The sequence below is a fragment of the Paenarthrobacter sp. R1 genome, from assembly GCF_030264015.1.
Lineage (GTDB): Bacteria > Actinomycetota > Actinomycetes > Actinomycetales > Micrococcaceae > Arthrobacter > Arthrobacter ureafaciens.
This window is the reverse complement of record NZ_CP127115.1, coordinates 4,369,622-4,388,616: the sequence shown is the minus strand read 5'-3', so window position 1 is coordinate 4,388,616 and position 18,995 is coordinate 4,369,622. Positions and strand designations below refer to the sequence as shown.

17 protein-coding genes are annotated in these 18,995 nt (G+C 63.1%); 11 read left to right on the top strand and 6 right to left on the bottom strand.

Annotated elements, in window-relative coordinates; translation table 11 throughout:
- Window positions 1-3: 3 nt before the first annotated feature.
- The 8 genes from QN084_RS20870 (at window position 4) to QN084_RS20835 (ending at window position 7,903) form a co-directional block, all read left to right on the top strand.
- Window positions 4-888: an aldolase gene (locus QN084_RS20870; protein WP_069696444.1), complete on the top strand. Its 885-nt coding sequence runs from the start codon at window positions 4-6 to the stop codon at window positions 886-888.
- Window positions 889-947: 59 nt separating this feature from the next.
- Window positions 948-2,237 carry an ABC transporter substrate-binding protein gene (locus tag QN084_RS20865; RefSeq protein ID WP_168529814.1) on the top strand — a complete coding sequence of 430 codons (1,290 nt, stop codon included), beginning with the start codon at window positions 948-950 and terminating at the stop codon, window positions 2,235-2,237.
- Complete coding sequence (locus tag QN084_RS20860; RefSeq protein ID WP_021472106.1) at window positions 2,234-3,190, top strand: carbohydrate ABC transporter permease; 957 nt, start codon at window positions 2,234-2,236, stop codon at window positions 3,188-3,190. The genes QN084_RS20865 and QN084_RS20860 overlap by 4 nt, the downstream gene beginning before the upstream one ends.
- 4 nt (window positions 3,191-3,194) lie before the next feature.
- Window positions 3,195-4,010: a carbohydrate ABC transporter permease gene (locus QN084_RS20855; RefSeq protein ID WP_021472105.1), complete on the top strand. Its 816-nt coding sequence runs from the start codon at window positions 3,195-3,197 to the stop codon at window positions 4,008-4,010.
- Window positions 4,011-4,029: 19 nt separating this feature from the next.
- A complete protein-coding gene (locus QN084_RS20850; RefSeq protein WP_069696442.1) occupies window positions 4,030-5,469 on the top strand; it encodes an NAD-dependent succinate-semialdehyde dehydrogenase in 1,440 nt (479 codons plus the stop codon).
- A complete protein-coding gene (locus QN084_RS20845; RefSeq protein WP_062096641.1) occupies window positions 5,470-6,213 on the top strand; it encodes a sulfite exporter TauE/SafE family protein in 744 nt (247 codons plus the stop codon).
- A 63-nt stretch (window positions 6,214-6,276) separates the two neighbouring features.
- A complete protein-coding gene (locus QN084_RS20840) occupies window positions 6,277-6,462 on the top strand; it encodes a hypothetical protein (RefSeq protein ID WP_062096639.1) in 186 nt (61 codons plus the stop codon).
- Window positions 6,463-6,508: 46 nt separating this feature from the next.
- Entirely contained in the window at window positions 6,509-7,903 is a 1,395-nt protein-coding gene (locus QN084_RS20835) for a phosphomannomutase/phosphoglucomutase (protein ID WP_069696441.1), read from the top strand.
- 26 nt (window positions 7,904-7,929) lie between these two features.
- Here the strand turns inward: QN084_RS20835 and QN084_RS20830 are convergent, their stop codons facing one another.
- The 6 genes from QN084_RS20830 to QN084_RS20805 form a co-directional block, all read right to left on the bottom strand.
- Window positions 7,930-10,044, bottom strand: a complete 2,115-nt coding sequence (locus tag QN084_RS20830) for an FAD-dependent oxidoreductase (protein ID WP_069696440.1) — start codon at window positions 10,042-10,044, stop codon at window positions 7,930-7,932.
- A gap of 13 nt (window positions 10,045-10,057) precedes the next feature.
- Window positions 10,058-10,732 carry a bifunctional 4-hydroxy-2-oxoglutarate aldolase/2-dehydro-3-deoxy-phosphogluconate aldolase gene (locus tag QN084_RS20825; RefSeq protein WP_069696439.1) on the bottom strand — a complete coding sequence of 225 codons (675 nt, stop codon included), beginning with the start codon at window positions 10,730-10,732 and terminating at the stop codon, window positions 10,058-10,060.
- A 48-nt stretch (window positions 10,733-10,780) separates the two neighbouring features.
- Window positions 10,781-11,740 carry a sugar kinase gene (locus QN084_RS20820; RefSeq protein ID WP_170828607.1) on the bottom strand — a complete coding sequence of 320 codons (960 nt, stop codon included), beginning with the start codon at window positions 11,738-11,740 and terminating at the stop codon, window positions 10,781-10,783.
- Window positions 11,737-12,645: a carbohydrate ABC transporter permease gene (locus tag QN084_RS20815; RefSeq protein ID WP_083262076.1), complete on the bottom strand. Its 909-nt coding sequence runs from the start codon at window positions 12,643-12,645 to the stop codon at window positions 11,737-11,739. Before QN084_RS20815 ends, QN084_RS20820 begins: the two co-directional genes overlap by 4 nt.
- 3 nt (window positions 12,646-12,648) lie before the next feature.
- Window positions 12,649-13,650: a carbohydrate ABC transporter permease gene (locus QN084_RS20810; RefSeq protein ID WP_069696438.1), complete on the bottom strand. Its 1,002-nt coding sequence runs from the start codon at window positions 13,648-13,650 to the stop codon at window positions 12,649-12,651.
- Window positions 13,651-13,729: 79 nt separating this feature from the next.
- The gene (locus QN084_RS20805; RefSeq protein WP_069696437.1) at window positions 13,730-15,022 is read right to left on the bottom strand and encodes an ABC transporter substrate-binding protein; all 1,293 of its coding nucleotides are present in this window, start codon (window positions 15,020-15,022) and stop codon (window positions 13,730-13,732) included.
- 278 nt (window positions 15,023-15,300) lie between these two features.
- Here QN084_RS20805 and QN084_RS20800 point away from each other — a divergent pair, with 278 nt between their 5' ends.
- The 3 genes from QN084_RS20800 to QN084_RS20790 are packed head-to-tail and all read left to right on the top strand — an operon-like array spanning window position 15,301 to window position 18,992.
- Complete coding sequence (locus tag QN084_RS20800; protein ID WP_069696436.1) at window positions 15,301-16,320, top strand: LacI family DNA-binding transcriptional regulator; 1,020 nt, start codon at window positions 15,301-15,303, stop codon at window positions 16,318-16,320.
- Between the two features lie 10 nt (window positions 16,321-16,330).
- Window positions 16,331-17,344: a Gfo/Idh/MocA family protein gene (locus QN084_RS20795; RefSeq protein WP_069696435.1), complete on the top strand. Its 1,014-nt coding sequence runs from the start codon at window positions 16,331-16,333 to the stop codon at window positions 17,342-17,344.
- A 13-nt stretch (window positions 17,345-17,357) separates the two neighbouring features.
- A complete protein-coding gene (locus tag QN084_RS20790; RefSeq protein WP_069696434.1) occupies window positions 17,358-18,992 on the top strand; it encodes an acyl CoA:acetate/3-ketoacid CoA transferase in 1,635 nt (544 codons plus the stop codon).
- Window positions 18,993-18,995 lie beyond the last annotated feature (3 nt).

Sequence of the window (18,995 nt, the reverse complement as noted above, 5' to 3'; positions counted from 1 at the left end):
CCCATGAGCACTACCGACCTTTCCGCCCTCCAACGCCCCTCAGGCGCGTTCGCCATGCTCGCCGTTGACCAGCGAGAGGCGATGCGCAACATGTTCGCCGAGCACACGGACCAGCCCGTGACCGACGAGGACCTGCGGGACTTCAAGCTTGCGGCCGCACGAATCCTCACCCCCTATGCCTCGGGCGTCCTCATTGACCGCCAGTTCGCCCTGGACCAGGCCATCGAAGCAAAGGTGGTGGACCCCGGCTGCGGGCTCATCGCTTCCGCCGACCACTTCGAGTCCGCACACGATGAGCTGGTGGGCGAAGTAACCATCGACAAGCTGGTGGACCCCGGGAAGTACGCTGCCCTGGGCGCGAAAGCGCTGAAACTGCTGGTCCTCTACCGCCCGGACCAGCCCGCCGAAGGACGGGTGGAAATGGTCCGTGAATTCGTGGACAGCTGCAAGTCCGCCGGGCTGATCAGCATCATCGAACCCGTCTCCCGCAAACCGCTGGCAGGTGGCGATTTCGACTGGAACGCCGGCATCCTGGCCGCAGCCAAGGAACTGGGCAGCTTGGGCGCAGACCTTTACAAGGCTGAGGTCCCGTTCAAGGGCCAGGCTTCCGAAGCCGAAGTCCGTGCAGCCTGCGCCGAACTCAGCAAAGCCATCGACGGCCCGTGGGTGGTGCTCTCATCGGGCGTCCCCGAAGACGTCTTCCCGGAGGCCGTCCGCTGGGCCTGCCTTGAAGGCGCCAGTGGATTCCTGGCCGGACGGGCGGTCTGGGCCTCGTGCATTGGCTCACCCGATGTCATTGAATCCCTGTCCACCGACGCCGTCCAGAGGCTGCAGCGGCTCTGCGCCGTCGTCGATGAAGTGGTAACCGCCCAGCGAACCAACGCCTGATACCGACGTCCCCCCCAAACACCAACCAGGCACAGCAAACACTCAACGAGGAGAATATTGTGAGTCAGATTTCACGCAGGCAAGCCATGGCCGTTCTCGGTGCCCTCGGCCTCACCGCCACCGCCGCCGCATGCGCGGGCCCCGGCGGTTCCACAGCTCCGGGTGGCGCCACCGGCCCTTCAGCTCCGGCCACCGGCGACATCACCGGCAAGGTCTCATTCGCACACTGGCGTGGCGAAGACAAAGCAGTGTTCGACGAGCTCATCAAGCGCTTCGTTGCCAAGAACAGCGGCGCGGAAGTCGTCCAGGACATCTCGACCTCCAACGACTACAACGCACAGGGCCTGCAGAAGGTCCGCGGCGCAGCAATCGGTGACGCATTCGCCACCTTCCGCGGGGCGCAGTTCGCCAACTTCTCAGAGGCCGGCATCTATACGGAGCTCAAGAACAGCAAGGCGGTCGGCAACTACCAAAAGGGCTTGCTGTCGGCCGGGCAGTCCGGGGACAACCAGCTGGGTTTGCCCTATCAGGTAGTTTTCCCGATGCCCATGGCGAACACTGACCTTTTCGATAAGGCCGGCGCCGATCTGGCCCCGAAGGATTGGGATGCCTTCCTTGCCATGTGCGAGAAGCTCGCATCCTCCGGCGTCACGCCGATCTCCTGGCCCGGCGGTGACGTCGGTAACGGCGGACAGCTGTTCAACTGCATGATCGCCAACAACGCTCCCGTGGACGACATGTGTGCCCAGATCGAACAGGGCAAACTCAAATGCACGGACGACTGGTTCATCACCATGCTGAACCAGTACAAGGACCTGGTCCCGTTCCTGCAGGCCAACGCCACAGGTACTGCTGTGGAACCGGCGCAAAACCTCTTTTCCCAGGGGAAGGCAGCCATGCTGGCCACTGGGTCCTACCACCTCGCCGCCGTCCGAAACCTGGGCGCGTCGTTCCCCATCGAACTGGTCTTCCCCAACACTTCCAAGGGCGGCAACGGCAAATACGAGGGCGTCTACAACGCCACCTTCATCCTCGGCGTCAACTCGGCCAGCAAGCACCAGGCGGCAGCCGCAGCCTGGATCGATTTCCTGTCCGAACCCGAAAACGCGGCGTATTACGCCAATGAGACGGCCCAGCACGTTGCCGTCAAGGATGTTGACTACACCAACCCGGACCTGAAGCGCCTGAGCCCGTGGCTGGACAAGAAGACGGCGCTGGCCGCCCGGTTCCAGTTCCAGAACCTGGATGTCCGCAATGCGGTGGAGGCCAGCGCCACCGCCGTCATCTCCGGCACCAGCCCGCAGCAAGCGGCCGAAGCTGCACAGAAGATCGTGGACGAACGGCTATGAGCACCCACACCGGAATGGCTGCCAAGCGGCAAGCACCCGACAGCAGAGCGGGGGCTCCGGTGAAGAAGCGCCGGTCCCCCACGCGCGTGAATCCTGCGCTCTACCTGTTTCCGTTGCCGGCAGTGGCCATCATCGCTTTCTTCCTGGTGATGCCGACCCTCCAGGCATTCCAGTACGCGGTGACTGACTGGAACGGCTTCTCGGCGGCGTTCAACTACGTGGGCGTGGACAACTTCGTCCGGGCGTTCACCAAGGACTCGTTGTTTACCAACGCGCTGACGAACAACCTGAAGTTCGTGCTCCTGGTCGTCATCGCCCAGACAGTATTCTCGCTTCTGCTGGCGCTGCTCCTGACAAAGAACTCCCGCGGCAGCATCGTGCTTCGAGCCCTGTTCTTCTTTCCTACCATCCTGTCCTCCGTCTCCGTGGCGTTCATCTGGAAGTTCATCTACGATCCCAACTTCGGCCTGGCCAACTCGGTCCTGGGTGCAGTGGGCCTGGAAGGACTCCAAGGCTCATACCTGGGCGACAACAACCAGGCCTTGTACTGGGTAGCTGTGACGCAGGTCTGGTTCCACGCCGGGCAGATGATGGTGGTCTACATTGCGGGCCTGCAGGCCATACCGAGGGAACTCTACGAGGCCGCGGAGATGGATGGCGCAAACAAGTGGCAGCAGTTCAAGTCCATTACCTGGCCCTTCGTGGCACCCGCAACGTCCATCGTGGTCGCTTACACCACCGTGCAATCGTTCAAGGCGTTCGACCTGATCCTCGGCATCGCGGGCAATCCGCCCAAGAGCTCCCTGGACATCCTCTCCACACGCATCTACAGCACCTTCGCCAACTCGGAGTTCGGCTATGCGGCCGCCCAATCGATCATCTTCATGGCGATGATCGCTCTGGTCACCTGGCTTCAGCGTCGCTTGCTCCGGCTGACCCCGAAGGGGGAATAACAGCATGCTCGCCTCAATAAGCCGCCGCGCCATCCTCGGCATCTACGCGCTGATCATCATCGTCCCACTGACTGTGGTGGGGTTTGGCAGCTTCAAATCAACACAGGAATTGTTCGAAGGCCCCTTCAGCCTGCCGCAATCCCTCTCCCCGTCCAACTATGCCGAAGTCATTGGTGGCCAGGACCTCGGCTCGTCATTCTTGAACAGCGTGATCGTCACCGCGATATCCGTTCCGCTCACTCTGTTCATCGCCAGCCTGGCCGGTTATGCAGTGTCACGGCTCAGGGGATTCGTGTCGTGGGCCATCTTCGGATTCCTGGTCCTGGGCATGGCCATCCCGGCCCAAGCCAATATGGTCCCGCTGTATGTGCTCTTCGGTCGGCTCGGACTCCTGGACAGCCTCACGGGACTGATCCTGGCCAACGTCGTCTCAACCCTGCCGATCGCCGTGTTCATCCTGGGTGGCTTCATGCGCACCCTGCCCAAGGAACTCTACGAAGCGTCCTCGATCGATGGCACCGGCCCGTGGAAGACCTACGCCTCCATCGCCCTGCCGCTCTCGACACCATCCATTGCGGCCGCGGCCATCTTCCTGTTCGTCATCCACTGGAACGAACTGCTGTATCCGCTCCTGTTCATCCAGTCCCCCGGAAACCGCACACTGCCATTGGCACTGCTCAGTTTCCAGGGTGAATTCCAAACCAACTATCCCCTGTTGTTTGCCGGCGTCATCCTGGCTTCCCTGCCAGTCGTCGTCGCCTACATCTTCCTGCAGCGCTACTTTGTAGCGGGCATCACCGCAGGCGCCAGCAAGGGATGAGCATCCGAAAGGCAACATCGTGAACCTGAAATCAGCACACCACCTGATTAATGGGACCTGGCATTCGTCCGACTCCTCCAAGGATGTGCTGGATCCAGGCAATGGCAGCACAGTCGGGGAGGTCGCGTGGGGCGGTGCCGCGGACGCAACACGGGCCGCCGATGCAGCAGCGGAGGCTTTTGGCAGCTGGTCCCGGACCACCGTCCGGACCCGTGCAGACCTCCTTCAGAATGCGGCCGCCCTGTTGGCCGAGCGACGCAACGAACTCGCCCACACGTTGGCGTTGGAGGCCGGCAAGCGGCTACCGGAAGCCCAAGGAGAAGTGGACTTCTCCGTGGAATACTTCCGCTGGTTCGCGGAGGAAGTACGCCGCAGCACCGGAACGGTCAGCCCACCCGAGCTCAGGGGCCGGCGTCATCTCAGCACGCGCAAGCCAATAGGTGTGGCTTTGAGCCTGACCCCGTGGAACTTCCCGGTGTCCATCCAGGCCCGAAAGCTGGCGGCCATGCTCGCCGCCGGATGCACCGTCGTGGGCCGTGTCTCTGAAAAGGCGCCTCTGGCCGCCACAGGGCTCTTCGAAGTCCTTCATGACGCCGGCTTCCCTGCCGGCGTCGTGAACCTGGTCCACGGCCCGTCCCGCGAAACGACCGCAGCGCTGCTCAAGCACCCCGCCGTGCGCGCTGTCAGCTTCACCGGCTCCACCGGGGTTGGCCGCCAGATCATGGCGTCCGCCTCGGATCGCATTGTGAGGCCGCTGCTTGAACTGGGCGGTAACGCCCCGTTCATTGTGTTCGAGGATGCCGACCTTGACGCGGCCGTGGAAGGGGCGGTTCTTGGCAGGCTCCGGAACACCGGCCAATCCTGCGTAGCCGCAAACCGCTTCCTGGTTCAGGACAGCATCGCGGACGAGTTCGCCCGGAAACTGGCGGCGAAATTCGATGCGTTGACGATCGGCCACGGCGTTCCCGAGGGTGACTCGGCAGTCCCCGATCTGGGACCCGTGATCGACGACGACCGGGCGCGCGCCGTTCAGACGTTGATAGATGATGCCCTGGACCGCGGCGCACGCCGCGTCACCGAGCGCACCCAGGTCCCTGACCAAGGTTCTTTCCTGGCACCCACCCTCCTCGTCGACGTTCCTGCCGACGCGCAGTTGGTCACCGACGAGGTCTTCGGACCTGCAGCCGGTGTTGTCACCTTCGCCTCGGAGGACGAAGCCATCAGCATGGCAAACGCCACTGAAATGGGGCTTGCTGCCTACGTGTGGAGCAAGGACGCCAGGCGGGGCTGGGAAATACCTGAGCAGCTGGAGGCAGGCATCGTCGGAGTCAACGACCCCCTCCCCTCAGTAGCCTTCGCCCCTATGGGCGGTGCCAAGCAGTCGGGCCTGGGCAGGGAAGGGTCCAGCCTCGGCCTGGAGGAGTTTGAGGAGGTCCAGTACGTGGCGTGGAGGGCCTAGATGCTGACCACCGGGCTGGTCCTGGGCGCCGTCGTCATGGGCGCCGGCATGCAGCGTGTCACCGGGATGGGGTTTGCCCTGGTGGCCGCGCCGTTCCTGGTCCTGCTTTTGGGCCCGGTGGAGGGCGTGGTGCTGGTCAACGTCTGCGGAGCCGTGACCGCGGGAGCGATTATCTTCCGCGTCGTTCGGGATATTGACTGGAAACAGTACCTGGCGTTGGCTGCGTCGGCGCTGGCGGGAATCGTGCCGGCGGCCATCCTCATCCGGTACCTGCCGCCTCCGGTCCTTGAGATCTCGATCGGAGTCATCCTCGCCATCGGGCTGACAGTCCTGCTGGTGATGAAATCGGCAGTCCTCCCCCGCCGTCGTCGGTACCTCTTCGCGGCAGGCGGACTCAGCGGCTTCATGAATACCGCAGCAGGAGTGGGCGGACCGGCGGTCAGCATGTATTCCATCGCAACCCGGTGGCAGCACAAGTCCTTCGCCGCCACCATGCAGCCCTACTTCTTCACCATCGGCTCGTTTTCCCTCCTCTCCAAAGCCATCACCGCCCCCGCGTCATTTCCGGTTCTACCCATGACGATGTGGCTCGCCGTCGCGGCTGCCTGCCTGGCCGGACTGGTGCTGGGTGACCTGGCTGCCAAACGCGTTTCGGCCCGCGCAGCGCAGATTTTGCTGATCATCCTGGCCTATCTTGGCGCGGCTGCCACGATTGTGCGCGGCGTGCTGGATGCCATGGGCTGACACCGGCAGCCCACCCCAAACCATTCATCCCAAAACAATCAACCAATCAAGCAAAGGACCGTCATGTCTGTCATTTCACCCCACGGCACCCTCCAGGTATCGACCCCGAACCACGAACCCCTCTCCCTCACCATCGAGGGCGACGCCCCCTTGGCCGTGCGCGTTGAAGTGGAGAACACCTGCACGTGCGGTGCCGGCCACGCCCGGCACGTAGGTTCCTATACCGATACCGACTTCGGCACACGCTAGGCCCAAAAACCGCAAGCTATCACCACGGGTGCTTTTTAGGAGTCACATGGATCTTTCATCCGCGTTCAAGGCCTACGACGTGCGGGGCATCGTAGGTGATTCACTCACTGACGAAGCCGCCGAAGCCATAGGCGCCGCCTTCGTCGACGTCCTGGGCCTCGCCGGCCGGAAGGTTCTCTGCGGAGGCGACATGCGCCCGTCATCCCGGGGATTCGTCTCGGCGTTCTCCATCGGGGCGTCCCGCCGGGGTGCCGAGGTGTACGACCTCGGGCTGATTTCCACCGATGAGCTCTACTTTGCCAGCGGTGCGCTCGACGCCGCCGGTGCCATTTTCACGGCAAGTCACAATCCCTCCCAGTACAACGGAATCAAGATGGCCAAAGCCGGGGCCGTTCCCATTTCATCCGACTCGGGGTTGCTCGCCATACGCGATCTCGCGCAACGCTACCTGGACGGGGGTTACCCCACGGCGGAAAGGGCAGGGAATATCGCCCCGCTCGACGTCCTTGGCGACTACGCCGCGAAGCTGCGTACACTCATCGACCTGGACACCGTGCGGCCCCTCAAGGTTGTTGTCGACGCCGGGAACGGCATGGCAGGTTTGACGGTTCCGGCCGTCTTGGGCAATGAATTGCTGGACGGCCTGCCCCTCACCATTGTCCCTTTGTACTTCGAACTGGACGGGACGTTCCCGAACCACCCCGCCAACCCCTTGGAGCCGGAGAACCTGCTGGACCTGCGGGCAGCCGTCCTGGAGCACGGTGCCGATATTGGTTTGGCCTTCGACGGCGACGCGGACCGCTGCTTCGTCGTCGACGAGACAGGGCGGGCGGTATCGCCGTCGGCAATAACCGCGATGATAGCCGTCCGCGAAATTGCCCGGGCCCAGGCGCAGGGCGAGGCCGCCCCGACCGTCATCCACAACCTCATTACGTCCCGGGCAGTGCCTGAATTCGTCGAACAGGCCGGTGGACGGCCCGTCCGCACGCGCGTTGGCCATTCGTTCATCAAGGCACGCATGGCTGAGGAAAACGCTGTCTTCGGAGGCGAGCATTCGGCCCATTACTACTTCCGCGACTTCTACAACGCGGACACGGGATTGCTGGCCGCGATGCATGTCCTCGCTGCCCTTGGCGAACAGGATGCGCCCCTCTCCACGCTTGCCGGCAAGTTCGAGCCGTACTCTGCCAGCGGGGAAATCAACTCCACTGTCACCGATGCCGATCAAGCCATCGCGGCGGTTCGGAACTCCTACGAACCGGCACCCGGAGTTGCCTTTGACGAGTCGGACGGGCTGACCATAGCCGCGGAATCAGGCCACTGGTGGTTCAACGTCAGGGCATCGAACACCGAGGAACTGCTCCGCTTGAACGTTGAGGCCAATGATGCCGCAACCATGCAGTCCGTTCGGGATACTGTCCTGGATCTCATCCGGAACTGAATCCGATTGGCGGCAGGACTCCGGGATCAATACACGTTGCCATTGCTTCGGAAGTCCCTCCATACATTCTCAAAGAATTCGTCCGGCCGGGGAATTGGCCGGCGTTGCCGCCAGTGGAATTCGACAGTGGCCGGCAGCGGCGTTGCGGTCGGGCTTTCGGCGCCCCCGGCCGCGGCGTCGTTGGGGTGGATTCCCTGCCGGAAGGGAACCACCGTTTCTTGCACCTGATCATCCAGTGAGCCGTTGTCGAGCCGGAACCTGAAGATCGGAGGAAGGTCCAACTCCTTGCCCGGGTCGGTGCCATGCCCCCTGAGAGGGAGGGATCCCGAGGGGTCGGAATAGATGACCGATCCCCGCGAATGTCCATTGTGGCCGATGTAGTCTGCCATTGCCGAGAGGTAGACGTGTGCTGTGGTGAGGATGTCCCTGATGAGAAATGTCCGGCTGATGGAACGGCGGGAAGAACGATTGGCGGACACCGCCCCGACATACTCCTCCGCCCACACTGACACCTGTTTCAGGGCCTCCAGCACTGAGTCGCCGGACCGCACCGGGCCTGCTTTTTCACTCATGAGGTCCTGGACACGGGTGAGCATCCCGGCGGTGTTGTCGGGTTCGCCCTGTTCTTCCCGCTCCGTTGCACGTGCCAGAAGGTCGAAGGCCGCCTCAATAACCGGAGTGGCAGCTTCAATGAGTTCCGTGTCGGGAAGGAAAGTACTCTCGCCGTTCGCGGCAATGTACTGCGCGGCACGTGTTGCTCCAACCTGTCCGCTATTGAGGGCGGCACCTCCCGGCCGGTAGACGCCATGTGATCCGGCTGCTTCTCCGACGGGGAAGAACCCTCTGACATTGGACTGCCACCAAGCATCAACGGTGAGTCCGCCATTGTTGTGCTGGGCACAGACATCGACTTCGAGCATTTGTTCTTCAAGGTCGATGTAGGGGTTTCTGTCGAGGTAGAACCGGTAGGCGGGTTCGTTCATGTGGCGAAGCCGCTCGATGGGAGTTCCGAACAGGGCACCGGCCTTGGCGAGGTATTCCCGGGCTTCCGGTTCGAGGGCTGCAGGGTCGAAGGCCCTCCGGACCGGGTTGCTGCGAAAGTCCAGGAAGACCCTGCGGCCACGCAGTGCTGTTTCCTGATAGACCAGCAGGTCGATCAGGGATGATCCGTTGGCTGCCTTCCTGGCGTCGAACGGCCACTGGTAGCCCTTGAGGAATACCAGGGACATGAGCCGTCCGTAATCCTCAATGGTTTCGGTGAGGAATTCCCGTTCGTCGTTCCCGTCTTGGTCCGTCGAGATGAATCGCGGGATGGCTTGCATGTACGTTCCCGAGACGTTCCAGCGGGGCTTGATGGAGCCCAGGCCGAACTGCCATTCCGTGAGGTTTTTTCCGGCCACGCCTGCGCGCAAGGCCGCGCCCGTGGCGCCCCATTGACCGTTGGGAAAGACCCGCTTGGCATAGATTCCAGCGGGTCCGCCCGTTGCGTACACGATGTTCCGGCACCTGAAGAAGAGGAACGGGCACTCCTCCGAATCAAGGGAGACACCGGTCCGCAGTACCAGGAGCCCCGCAATTTTCCTTCCACCGGCACCATCGGGCGACACCACAAGGTCCACTACCCTGCATTCGTCGAAGACCCGGGTGCCATTGCGGAGAACCTTTTTCTCGAGCTTTTCCACCATTGTGCGGCTCGTGTACGGGCCCACGGACGTTGCCCGTTGGCGGGGGTCGTGGTCGGTCTTGTAGCCCACGAACTCCCCGTAACGGTTCTGCGGGAACGGCACGCCAAGGTCGCAGAGACGAATGAAGCCCCGTGCGCTGAGGGCTGCTTCGGCCAGCGCATTGTCACCGTCCATGGCACCGCCCGAGAACAGCGTCCCGGCCATCTCGCGCACGGAGTCAGGTTCGCTTCCGGAGAGGGTCAGTTTGTAGTAGGTCTGCTTGTCGGATCCGGCATTGCGCGAAGCACCGGCCCGTACCTTGTCGGCAACCATCACGATGTCGTCGTGGCCCAGTTCCCACAGCCTGTCGGCTGCGCAGTAACCGGCCGAGCCTGTTCCCACGATGACGGTGGACACGGTAACGACCGGCACCTGGTGTTTCCCGAAGGCCAGGGATTGCGGCTGTGTATCAGTCATTGTTGTCTCCGTCCTACAGGGGCAGCTGCGTCAGCAGGTTGTGGGTGGATGCCGCAGCGGCAGGTCGGGCGGCATTGGACGCGAGGAACCGCTGGACGGCCGACGCGCCCTGGTCCGTCGCGAAGTCCGAGCTCAGCCCTACGACGCTGACGCCGGAGTCCAGGTAGGCACGCGCCGTTGCCGCCTGCATTCCTCCCGTGGCGACGAAGTTGACGTCGGGGAAAGGCCCTTTCATGGCTTTGGTCCACTGATGCCCCAGCACCGAGGCAGGAAAGGCTTTCAGCCAGGTCAGTCCGAGGGCTTTGGCGCGGAGGATCTCGCTGGCGGTAGCGACGCCGGGTAGATGAGGCAGGGATCGACGGACACTTTCAGCGACAATCTCCTCATTCAGGCCCGGCGAAACGGTGAAGGAGGCGTTGGCGGCGGCAGCGGCCTCCAGTTGGGCGGTGGTCGTGATGGTTCCGGCGCCGACGGTGAGCCCGCGTTCGGATGCGGCGCTGACGACGGCGGTCAGCGCGGCAACCGCTTCCGGCGTTTCGATGGTGACCTCGACGTGTTCCACTCCAGCGTCCCATGCCCGGTTTGCCCGTCTGACGGCTTCGTGGGGAGAGAGCCCTCGTAGGACTGCGATGACCGGGACCTGGAAAAATCCTCCGGAAAACCATGTGTGGGGTAGATCGTGTGTCAAGGTTCTATCTTTCTCGGATGGGGTACTTTGCCGGGCCGTTACCTGTAGTCAGCCGGAGCTGGCGAGAGCGGTGCGGGAGGCATACGTGCGGGGCTGGTTGCCGTGGCCGGGACGGAAGTCACTGCGGGTGCCGAGGGTCCAGGCTGCGAACGAATGGCCGAGGGCGAGCCTGTCCTCGGGTGTATCGCCGCGGAGGAGACCTGCGAGGTAGCCGGCTGCGAAGGCGTCGCCGGCACCCACAGGTTCGATGACCTCCACGTTACGCGCCGGGACCCGGGCGGTGCGCTCCCCCTGGCCGTCGCGGATGAATTCCACCGCTTCCACGGAGGAGTCTTTGACCACGAGGTGCCGCGGACCCGGCAGCATGGCCGCGACGTCGGCCGCACGGGTGCATCCCCAGAGCGTTTCTGCTTCGTCCAGGCCGACGAGGACCACCGTCGCTTGCTCGGCCAGCGTCTGGAGGCGGGGGCCGGCGACGTCCACGGGCCAGAGCGCGGGACGGTAGTTCACATCGAAGGAAACCTTGTAACCCATGTCCTTGGCCTGAGTGAGGATGTGGCTGGTCAACGCTCCTGCCGTGTCCGACAGCGCCGGGTTGATTCCACTGGTGTGCACCCAACGTGTCCGCCCGGCGGGCCAGGTGTCGAAGTCCCGGGGGGACATACGGGACGCGGCTGAGCCGGACCGGTAGTAGAGGGTTCGTGCGCCATGCCCAAGGTCCGGGTCCTTGAAGTACACCCCTGTCGGGGCCGTCTCATCCCGGATGACGAGGCTGACGTCGACTCCGCGGGCGGCGAGGCCTTCGATGATCCGCTCTCCGAAAGCGTCCCGGCCAAGCCGGCTGGCCCAGGCAACCCGGTAGCCAAACTCAGCCAAGTGGGCGGCGACGTTCGATTCCGCTCCCCCGTAGCCAAGGAGGCACTCTTCCGCCGTCTTGATCGGTTCGGCGTGCGCGGGGGTGACGACGCCCATCGTCTCCCCCACGCAGATGACATCGATGGTTGTCACTTCACGGCTCCCGCCGTCAGGCCGCTGACGAAGAACTTGCCGAGGACCAGGTAGAGAAGGACTGTGGGCGCAGCGACCAGAACGGCCCCGGCCATCAGTTCCGGGTAATCCACAGTGGTGGTGCCGATGAGGTTGTTCAGGGTGACTGTGGCCGGCCAAGCGGCAGGGGACGCCAGGATGAAACCGAAGAGGAAGTCGTTCCAGATGTTGGTGCACTGGAAGATTCCCGCGACCACGAACCCGGGGATGGACAACGGCAGCATGACTTTGGTGAAGGTCTTCCAGATGCCTGCACCGTCGATTGCGGCCGCCTCGATGATGGCGTTGGGGATGCCCTCATAGTAATTCCGGAAGATCAGCGTGGTGATCGGGATGCCGTAAATGATGTGGACCAGGATCAGACCGACGAGGCTGCCTTGAAGGTTGACCAGGTTCAGGAACTGGAACACCGGGATGATAACGGCCTGGAAGGGAATGAACATACCCACCAGCAGGACCGTAAACAGGGCGTTCGATCCACGGAAGGGGAACTTCGACAGCAGGTAGCCATTCAGCGAACCGAGCAGGCAGGAGATGAGCGCCGCAGGGATGGTGATCTGCAGGGAGTTCGCCAGTGAGCCGTGGAGCTTCGTCCAGGCTCCCTTGAATGCCTCAAGGCTTGGAGCGTCAGGGAAGGCGAGGAAGAAGTTGGGAGCTCCGTTGCTGCCGGACAGGGCAGTGGCGATGATGACGTAGACGGGGACGAGCATGCCGAGGGTGGCGATGACGCAGATGCCCAGGACAACCCACCCGCCCGGGGACTTCGGCAGGCCCCGGCCCCCGGGCTTGCGGACCGCGCGCGGGGTCTTCCGGCTGCCCCGTTCGGCCGGAAGCGAGGTTTTTGCTTGCAGAGTGTCGACAGCCATTTCTTATGCCTTCCGCTCTTTCCGGTAGCCCCGGATCAGGTACGGGACGATCACAACGAGAGTCAGCAGGAGCAAGATAATTGCCATCGCTGAGGCCTTGTCGTACCGGCTGGTGAGGTAGTTGTAGATGTAGATGCCCGGTACGTCAGTGACAAACCCGGGCCCGGAGCCTGACATCGCGACCACAAGGTCGAAGATCTTCAGGGCTACGTGGAGCAGCAGGACGAAGCATGTGATGGTGGATGGCCAGAGCTGGGGAAGGACAATATGCCGCAAGCGCTGCCAGGTGTTCGCGCCGTCGACGTTTGCCGCTTCGAGGTGCTCTTCAGGGATCGAGGCAAGGCCCGCCAGGTACATGGCCATCGCAAAACCAACCAACTGCCAGGCAGCGGCGAAAATGATGGGCAGCAGCGCAACGGGGATGCCGAACTGCACTTTCAGGAAATCCGTCCCGGACGGGTTATTCAAGGCACCCAGGACTGTAGGGTCCGTGGTCCATCCGGGCGGGTCCTCTATTCCGATGCTTCGCAGGATCTCGTTGACGCCGGTGGACGGGGAGAAGATCCATCGCCATGCGACGCCGGTGACGATGAACGACAACGCGTAGGGCAGCAGGAAGACGGTGCGGAAGAGGCCCTTGCCAACACTGACGTGGTGGATGAACAGCGCTGCAATGAGACCGCCCACGATCGCCAGGACAAGGAAGATGATCGTGAAGATGACGACGTTCCGGATGTCCGCTTGGAAGCGCTGCTCCTGGATGATTTCGCCGTAGGTTCCGCCGAAGGGCTGGCGAAGTGTCAGGTCGGGGCTGGTTCCGATCTTCCAGTTCGACAGCGAAATGTAAACGGTGATGCCGATGAAGACGTACACGAAGACGAAGCTCACCAGCAGGCTGGGGGTGAAGATCAACGCGGAACGCCGGGAGGTTTTGACGTTATGGGGAACTTGTTTCTTGGACCGCGTGCCTGTGGGTGCGGGCGGTCGTGTTGTTGACGATGTCATATGAACTGATCCTGTCCGGGGTGTGGCTGCCGTGGGACCGGCAACCACACCCTTGGCGACTTGGTTGGCTTGCCCGCCGCTAGAGCTGGGTCTTCTGGGCCTGGGTCATGCTGGCAAGGAAGGCATCGACGTTGCCGCTGCCGTTGAAAGTGGATACCGCGTCGGCGTAGGTCTGGGCGAACTCAGCCGTGGCCGCCTGGCCATGGGCGATGGAGGAAACCACTGACGCCTTGGAGAAACTTTGCGCTGCTTCCTGCTGGTACTGGGACAGGGTTGAAACGTCGGCGTTCGTGACGGCCGGGATCGAACCCTTCCTGGCAGCAAATTCGGTCTGGATCTTCGGGTCCATGAGGGTCGTCAGCCAGGCCTCGGCTGCCTCTGCATGGGGAATATTCCGGGCAGGGATGGAGAACCCGTCGCCCACATAGTCGAAGATGTCCTCCTTGCCCGGGAAGGTGGCCCAGGAGAAGTCAGTTCCGGGGGTCTTTTTCGCGTTGACCAACTCGCCGTAGGCCCAGTCGCCCATGAGGCTGACCGCGCACTTACCGTCGGCCATCTTCTTCACCGCCTCATCCCATGTGACAGCGGAGTGGTCCTTGTTGGAGAGCGACAGGATGACCTTGTAGTCCTCCAGGGCCTGCTTCACCTCCGGAGAGTCGAAAGAATATTCGTTCGTGAAGAGCTTCTTGTAGTTATCTGCCCCGGTGCGGGACATGATGATGGATTCCAGCAGTTCGGCCGAGGCGAAGATGTCCTTGTCGCCAAGGCAGACAGGCGTCACGCCGGAGGCCTGGACCTGCTTGAGCGTACTGATCAAACCATCGACGCCGGCGGCCGGGTCGACCTTGGCATTGGCCTTGGCCAGCACTGCCGGATTCGTCCACAAGACGTTGCCACGGTGAACACCGATGGGAACGGTGTAGTACTTGCCGTCCACCTGTTGCGCCTCAGCGACGTCCTTGGGCAGCTTGGAAGCCCAGTCGTTCCGGGTCCACAGCTCAGTCAGGTCGGCTACCTGACCGCCGTCGACATAGCTTTTCAGCTGACCGGCAGGGTGCAGCTGCCAGGAGTCCGGCGGGCTGCCGGCCTGCAGCCGGGCCGCCAGGGCTTGCCGGGCGTTGGCGCCACCGCCACCGGATACTGCAGCGTTGTCCACCGACAGGCCCGGGGAAGCTTTCTTCACGCCGTCGATCAGTCCGTTGAGCGCCTCCGCCTCTGAGCCCGAGGTCCACCAGGAGGTGATCTCCAGCTTGTTGGAGCCGCCCCCCGGGGAACTTCCGGCGGGCTGGTTGGCCGAGCATCCCGTTACTGCAATGAGGCCCACCGCTGCCGAGACGGCGAGCGAAACCTTGATTTTGTTCCCTGCACGCATGACTACTCTCCTTTGGGTTCATGAGACGCCGGCCCGCATACGGTCGGCGTCAGCCTGCGTTGTGCTTCAGGTTACATAAGCTGGTAGATCGATGCAACAGTTTTCCTACAAGCTGCCCGTAATGCCGATTTATGGCATCTCAGTATCCCGCCCGACTCAAGGTATGGGTCCTGTAGACGCCGGAAAGCAGCTGTTGCGCATCCAGTAGATCGGTGTAGCATTCTGACCTGTCACTCGTTGAGAATAGTCCCAAGAGAAACCTCAGGAGGTGGAATCTGATGAAAAGCATCACCCTCGACGACGTCGCCAAGCTTTCGGGAGTATCTCGATCTACCGCCTCACTGGTCCTCCGGGGCAGTGCGCGCATTCCGGAGGCCACAGCCGACCGGGTGAAGCTCGCCATGGCTGACTTGGGCTACGTCTATAACCGTCGCGCGGCCAACATGCGCCGGAACGAGTCCATGACGTTGGGCCTGATCGTGACGGATATCAGCAACCCGTACTTCGCAGGCTTGACCATGGCCATCGAGGAGGCAGCCCATGCCGCCGGATACACACTCTTCGTGGGCTACAGCCGTGACGACGCCGAACGGCAGTACGCCCAAATCGAGACAATGGTCCAGCAGCAGGTGGACGGCATCTTCCTGCTGCCGGCCACAGGATCGGAACTTGCACCGGTATGCGGCATCGTCGACCGCTTGAACGTGCCCGTCCTGCAACTGGCCCGGTACTTTTCCGAGGAACTGGATTACGTCGGCCCCGACAACGTCGGCGCGGGACGGCAACTGGCCCAGCACCTCGCTTCCCTTGGTGTGACCTTCGCGGTCCTGGTCGGTGGGCCCGAAAACTCCTCGGCCCGGAAAGAACGCATCAGGGGGCTGGCAGCGGGCTTCGCCGGGACCGGCGTCGGCTTTGACGTGAACGGAACGGCTGCCACCACGAACAATGCGGCCGGCGGCGCCCAGGGCGTTGCACGAATCCTCGACCAGGGAATATGGCCTGGCTGCATCATCGCCTACAGCGACGCAGTTGCGTTTGGCGTCTACGCAGAACTGCGCCGACGCAGCCTCGAACCAGGCAGAGACGTCGCAGTGGCCAGCTTTGACGACATTGCACTATCGGAACTACTGCTACCGCCCCTGACGTCGGTAGCCACGTATCCCGGGCACATCGGCAGCCGTGCGGCGGAATCGCTGCTGAACCGGATTCGCGACTCCACTCTTCCGCCGCAGCGATCCCTCATTGAACCCGCGTTGAAAGTCCGCGCCTCCACCGCCCAATGGCGACCACGAACATAGGAGCAGAACCATGCCAGCTTTGAAATGGGGCCTCATCGGCGCCAGCGACATCGCCGCGACCCGTGTCATTGACGCGATCCGTTCCAGTGGCGGACGCATAGAGGGAGTGGTCAGCGGCTCAGCTGGAAGGGCCGAAGAATTCGCGGCTGCCCACGGACTGCCCTGCGCCACGACGGACCTGGACACATTCCTCGGCTGGGACATCGACGCTGTCTACGTTTCTTCCACGAACGACCAGCACTTCGAGCAGGCCTGTCGCGCCCTCCGCGCCGGGAAGCACGTCCTGTGCGAAAAGCCCCTCGCCCTCACCGCAGAGGAAGCCGAAACCATGGTGAACCTCGCGGACGACCTCGGCCTTGTCCTGGCCGCGAACCACCACCTCCCGGGCAGTCCCCTCCACGCAAAAGTCCGTGAGCTCGTCGCCGACGGCGCCATCGGAACAGTCCTGTCGGCGAAGGTTGCGCACGCCGTCCTGTTGCCCCGCCGTCTCCGTGGCTGGCGGCTTGGACAGAGCAAGCCGGGCAGCGGCGTCATCCTTGACATCACGTGCCACGACGCGTCCGTACTGAACCCGTTGCTAGGCAACCCTGTTGCTGTCACCGCCGTAGCTGTCCAGCAGGCGGAGTGGAACGCCGGGGGCCAGGCAGATGCCGCCATGACCGTGATCCGCTACGAACAGAACGGCAAGCCTCCGGTCCTTGCCCAAACCCACGACTCCTTTACGGTCGGTTACGCCGAGACGTCCCTGGAGGTCCACGGCACCGAAGGCACCATCAACGTCATCGATGCCATGACCCAGGACACCAAGGGGCAGGTCCTGCTCACTACCAGGAACGGTACCCGTGACGTAGACGTCGACTGCTCCGATGACCTGTATGTCATCGCTCTCCGCGCCTTCACCGCAGCGGTGGATGGGACCGGAACCCCCACCGCCGACGGCCGTGACGGCCTATTGGCACTCAAGGTCGCCCTTGCCGCGGAGAAGTCAGCAACTACCGGACGCACTGTCCGCATCAACAAATAGCAGAAAGAACGCCATGCAGAAGGTACAGCTCCTCCAGGCCCGCGAAGCAGCGGACCTCATTAGTGACGACGACGTCATCACCGTCAGCTCCTCCAGTGCCTTGGGATGCCCCGACGCTGTCCTTTCAGGGATCGGCCAGCGCTTCGACGAAACCGGCCACCCGGCCAATCTCACGTCCATCCACCCGATCGCTGCCGGGGATATGTACGGGGTCAAGGGCATCGACCACATCGCGCGCCCGGGACTGCTGCGCAAGGTCATCGCCGGGTCCTATCCCTCGGGCCCGTCCAGTGCCGAGCCGCCGCGCATCTGGCAGATGATCGAACGCGAAGAGGTTGAAGCCTACAATTTTCCGTCCGGGGTCATCTACCAGATGCATCGTACGGCCGCCGCCCGGCAGCCGGGGGTCTTCACCCAGGTAGGCCTGGACACCTTCGTCGATCCCCGTCTTCAGGGCGGACGAATGAACACCACAACCCCGGCAGCCCACGTTGAAACTGCCACGGTCGCAGGCCAGGAGTGGCTCTTTTTCCCGGCCGTGGTTCCGAATGTGGCCATTATCCGGGCCACAACCGCCGACGAATACGGAAACCTGACCTTTGAAGATGAGGGATCGCCCCTTGGAGCCCTCGATCTGGCATATGCCGCGCACAACAACGGCGGAATCGTCATTGCCCAAGTCAAGCGCGTCGCTGAAGCCGGCAGCCTCCACCCCCAGCACGTCAAGGTACCGGGCATCCTGGTTGACGCAGTCGTCATCGCCGAAGACCAGCTGCAAACCACCCTGACGCCCAATGACCCTGCAATCTCCGGCCAGCTGCGCAAGCCGCTGTCCTCGCTGCCGCACGTAGGGTTCTCGATCGAAAAGATCACGGCACGCCGGGCAGCCCAGGAACTCAAGGCCGGAGAAATCGTCAACCTCGGTTTCGGCGTGTCCGCCCTGGTCCCCCACATCCTGGTCGAGGAAGGCCAGGGCCGTGAGGTCAGCTGGGTCATCGAACAAGGTGCCGTCGGCGGCGTCCCGCTGTTGGACTTCGCCTTTGGCTGCTCCCAGAACCCCGACGCGATCATGCCCAGCATCGACCAGTTCACCCTGTTGCAGGGAGGCGGCTTCAACCGCTCGCTGCTCTCCTTCCTGGAAATCGACCGGCACGGCAACGTCAACGTCCACCACCTGCCCAAGAAGCGGCACGTCACCGCCGGAGTGGGTGGCTTCGCCGACATCACGTCCTCGGCCCCGGAGATCGTGTTCATGGGTGCCTTTACCGCCGGCAGGCGGGACATCATTGCCGGCCACAACGGGCTCGACATCCGTGCCGACGGACCCTTTACCAAGCTTGTCAACGACGTCTCGGCCGTGACATTCTCGGGGCCCCGCGCCCTGGCCCGGGGCCAAAAGGTCAAGTACATCACCGAACGCGCTGTCATGGAACTGACCGATGCAGGGCTCGTCGTCACGGAAATCGCCCCGGGCGTGCACCTGCAGAAAGACGTCCTGGACCGGAGCGAATTCCCGCTCATCGTCGCTGACGACCTGCGCACCATGGACCTCGCCCTCTTCGCCGACGCCCCCGCCGGCATCCACCTGGCCACACTGCCGCTGCACGAACGCCTTGAGCAGCGGGCCTCTTCCTTGGCCGTGCGCTGACGC

Excerpts from the sequence above, each read along its gene's own strand:
- QN084_RS20835 (WP_069696441.1), top strand. The coding sequence starts at position 6,509 with ATGGATCTTTCATCCGCGTTCAAGGCCTACGACGTGCGGGGCATCGTA.
- QN084_RS20795 (WP_069696435.1), top strand. The coding sequence starts at position 16,331 with ATGCCAGCTTTGAAATGGGGCCTCATCGGCGCCAGCGACATCGCCGCG.
- QN084_RS20805 (WP_069696437.1), bottom strand. The coding sequence starts at position 15,022 with ATGCGTGCAGGGAACAAAATCAAGGTTTCGCTCGCCGTCTCGGCAGCG.
- QN084_RS20790 (WP_069696434.1), top strand. The coding sequence starts at position 17,358 with ATGCAGAAGGTACAGCTCCTCCAGGCCCGCGAAGCAGCGGACCTCATT.
- QN084_RS20870 (WP_069696444.1), top strand. The coding sequence starts at position 4 with ATGAGCACTACCGACCTTTCCGCCCTCCAACGCCCCTCAGGCGCGTTC.
- QN084_RS20800 (WP_069696436.1), top strand. The coding sequence starts at position 15,301 with ATGAAAAGCATCACCCTCGACGACGTCGCCAAGCTTTCGGGAGTATCT.
- QN084_RS20860 (WP_021472106.1), top strand. The coding sequence starts at position 2,234 with ATGAGCACCCACACCGGAATGGCTGCCAAGCGGCAAGCACCCGACAGC.
- QN084_RS20855 (WP_021472105.1), top strand. The coding sequence starts at position 3,195 with ATGCTCGCCTCAATAAGCCGCCGCGCCATCCTCGGCATCTACGCGCTG.
- QN084_RS20840 (WP_062096639.1), top strand. The coding sequence starts at position 6,277 with ATGTCTGTCATTTCACCCCACGGCACCCTCCAGGTATCGACCCCGAAC.
- QN084_RS20845 (WP_062096641.1), top strand. The coding sequence starts at position 5,470 with ATGCTGACCACCGGGCTGGTCCTGGGCGCCGTCGTCATGGGCGCCGGC.
- QN084_RS20810 (WP_069696438.1), bottom strand. The coding sequence starts at position 13,650 with ATGACATCGTCAACAACACGACCGCCCGCACCCACAGGCACGCGGTCC.
- QN084_RS20815 (WP_083262076.1), bottom strand. The coding sequence starts at position 12,645 with ATGGCTGTCGACACTCTGCAAGCAAAAACCTCGCTTCCGGCCGAACGG.
- QN084_RS20830 (WP_069696440.1), bottom strand. The coding sequence starts at position 10,044 with ATGACTGATACACAGCCGCAATCCCTGGCCTTCGGGAAACACCAGGTG.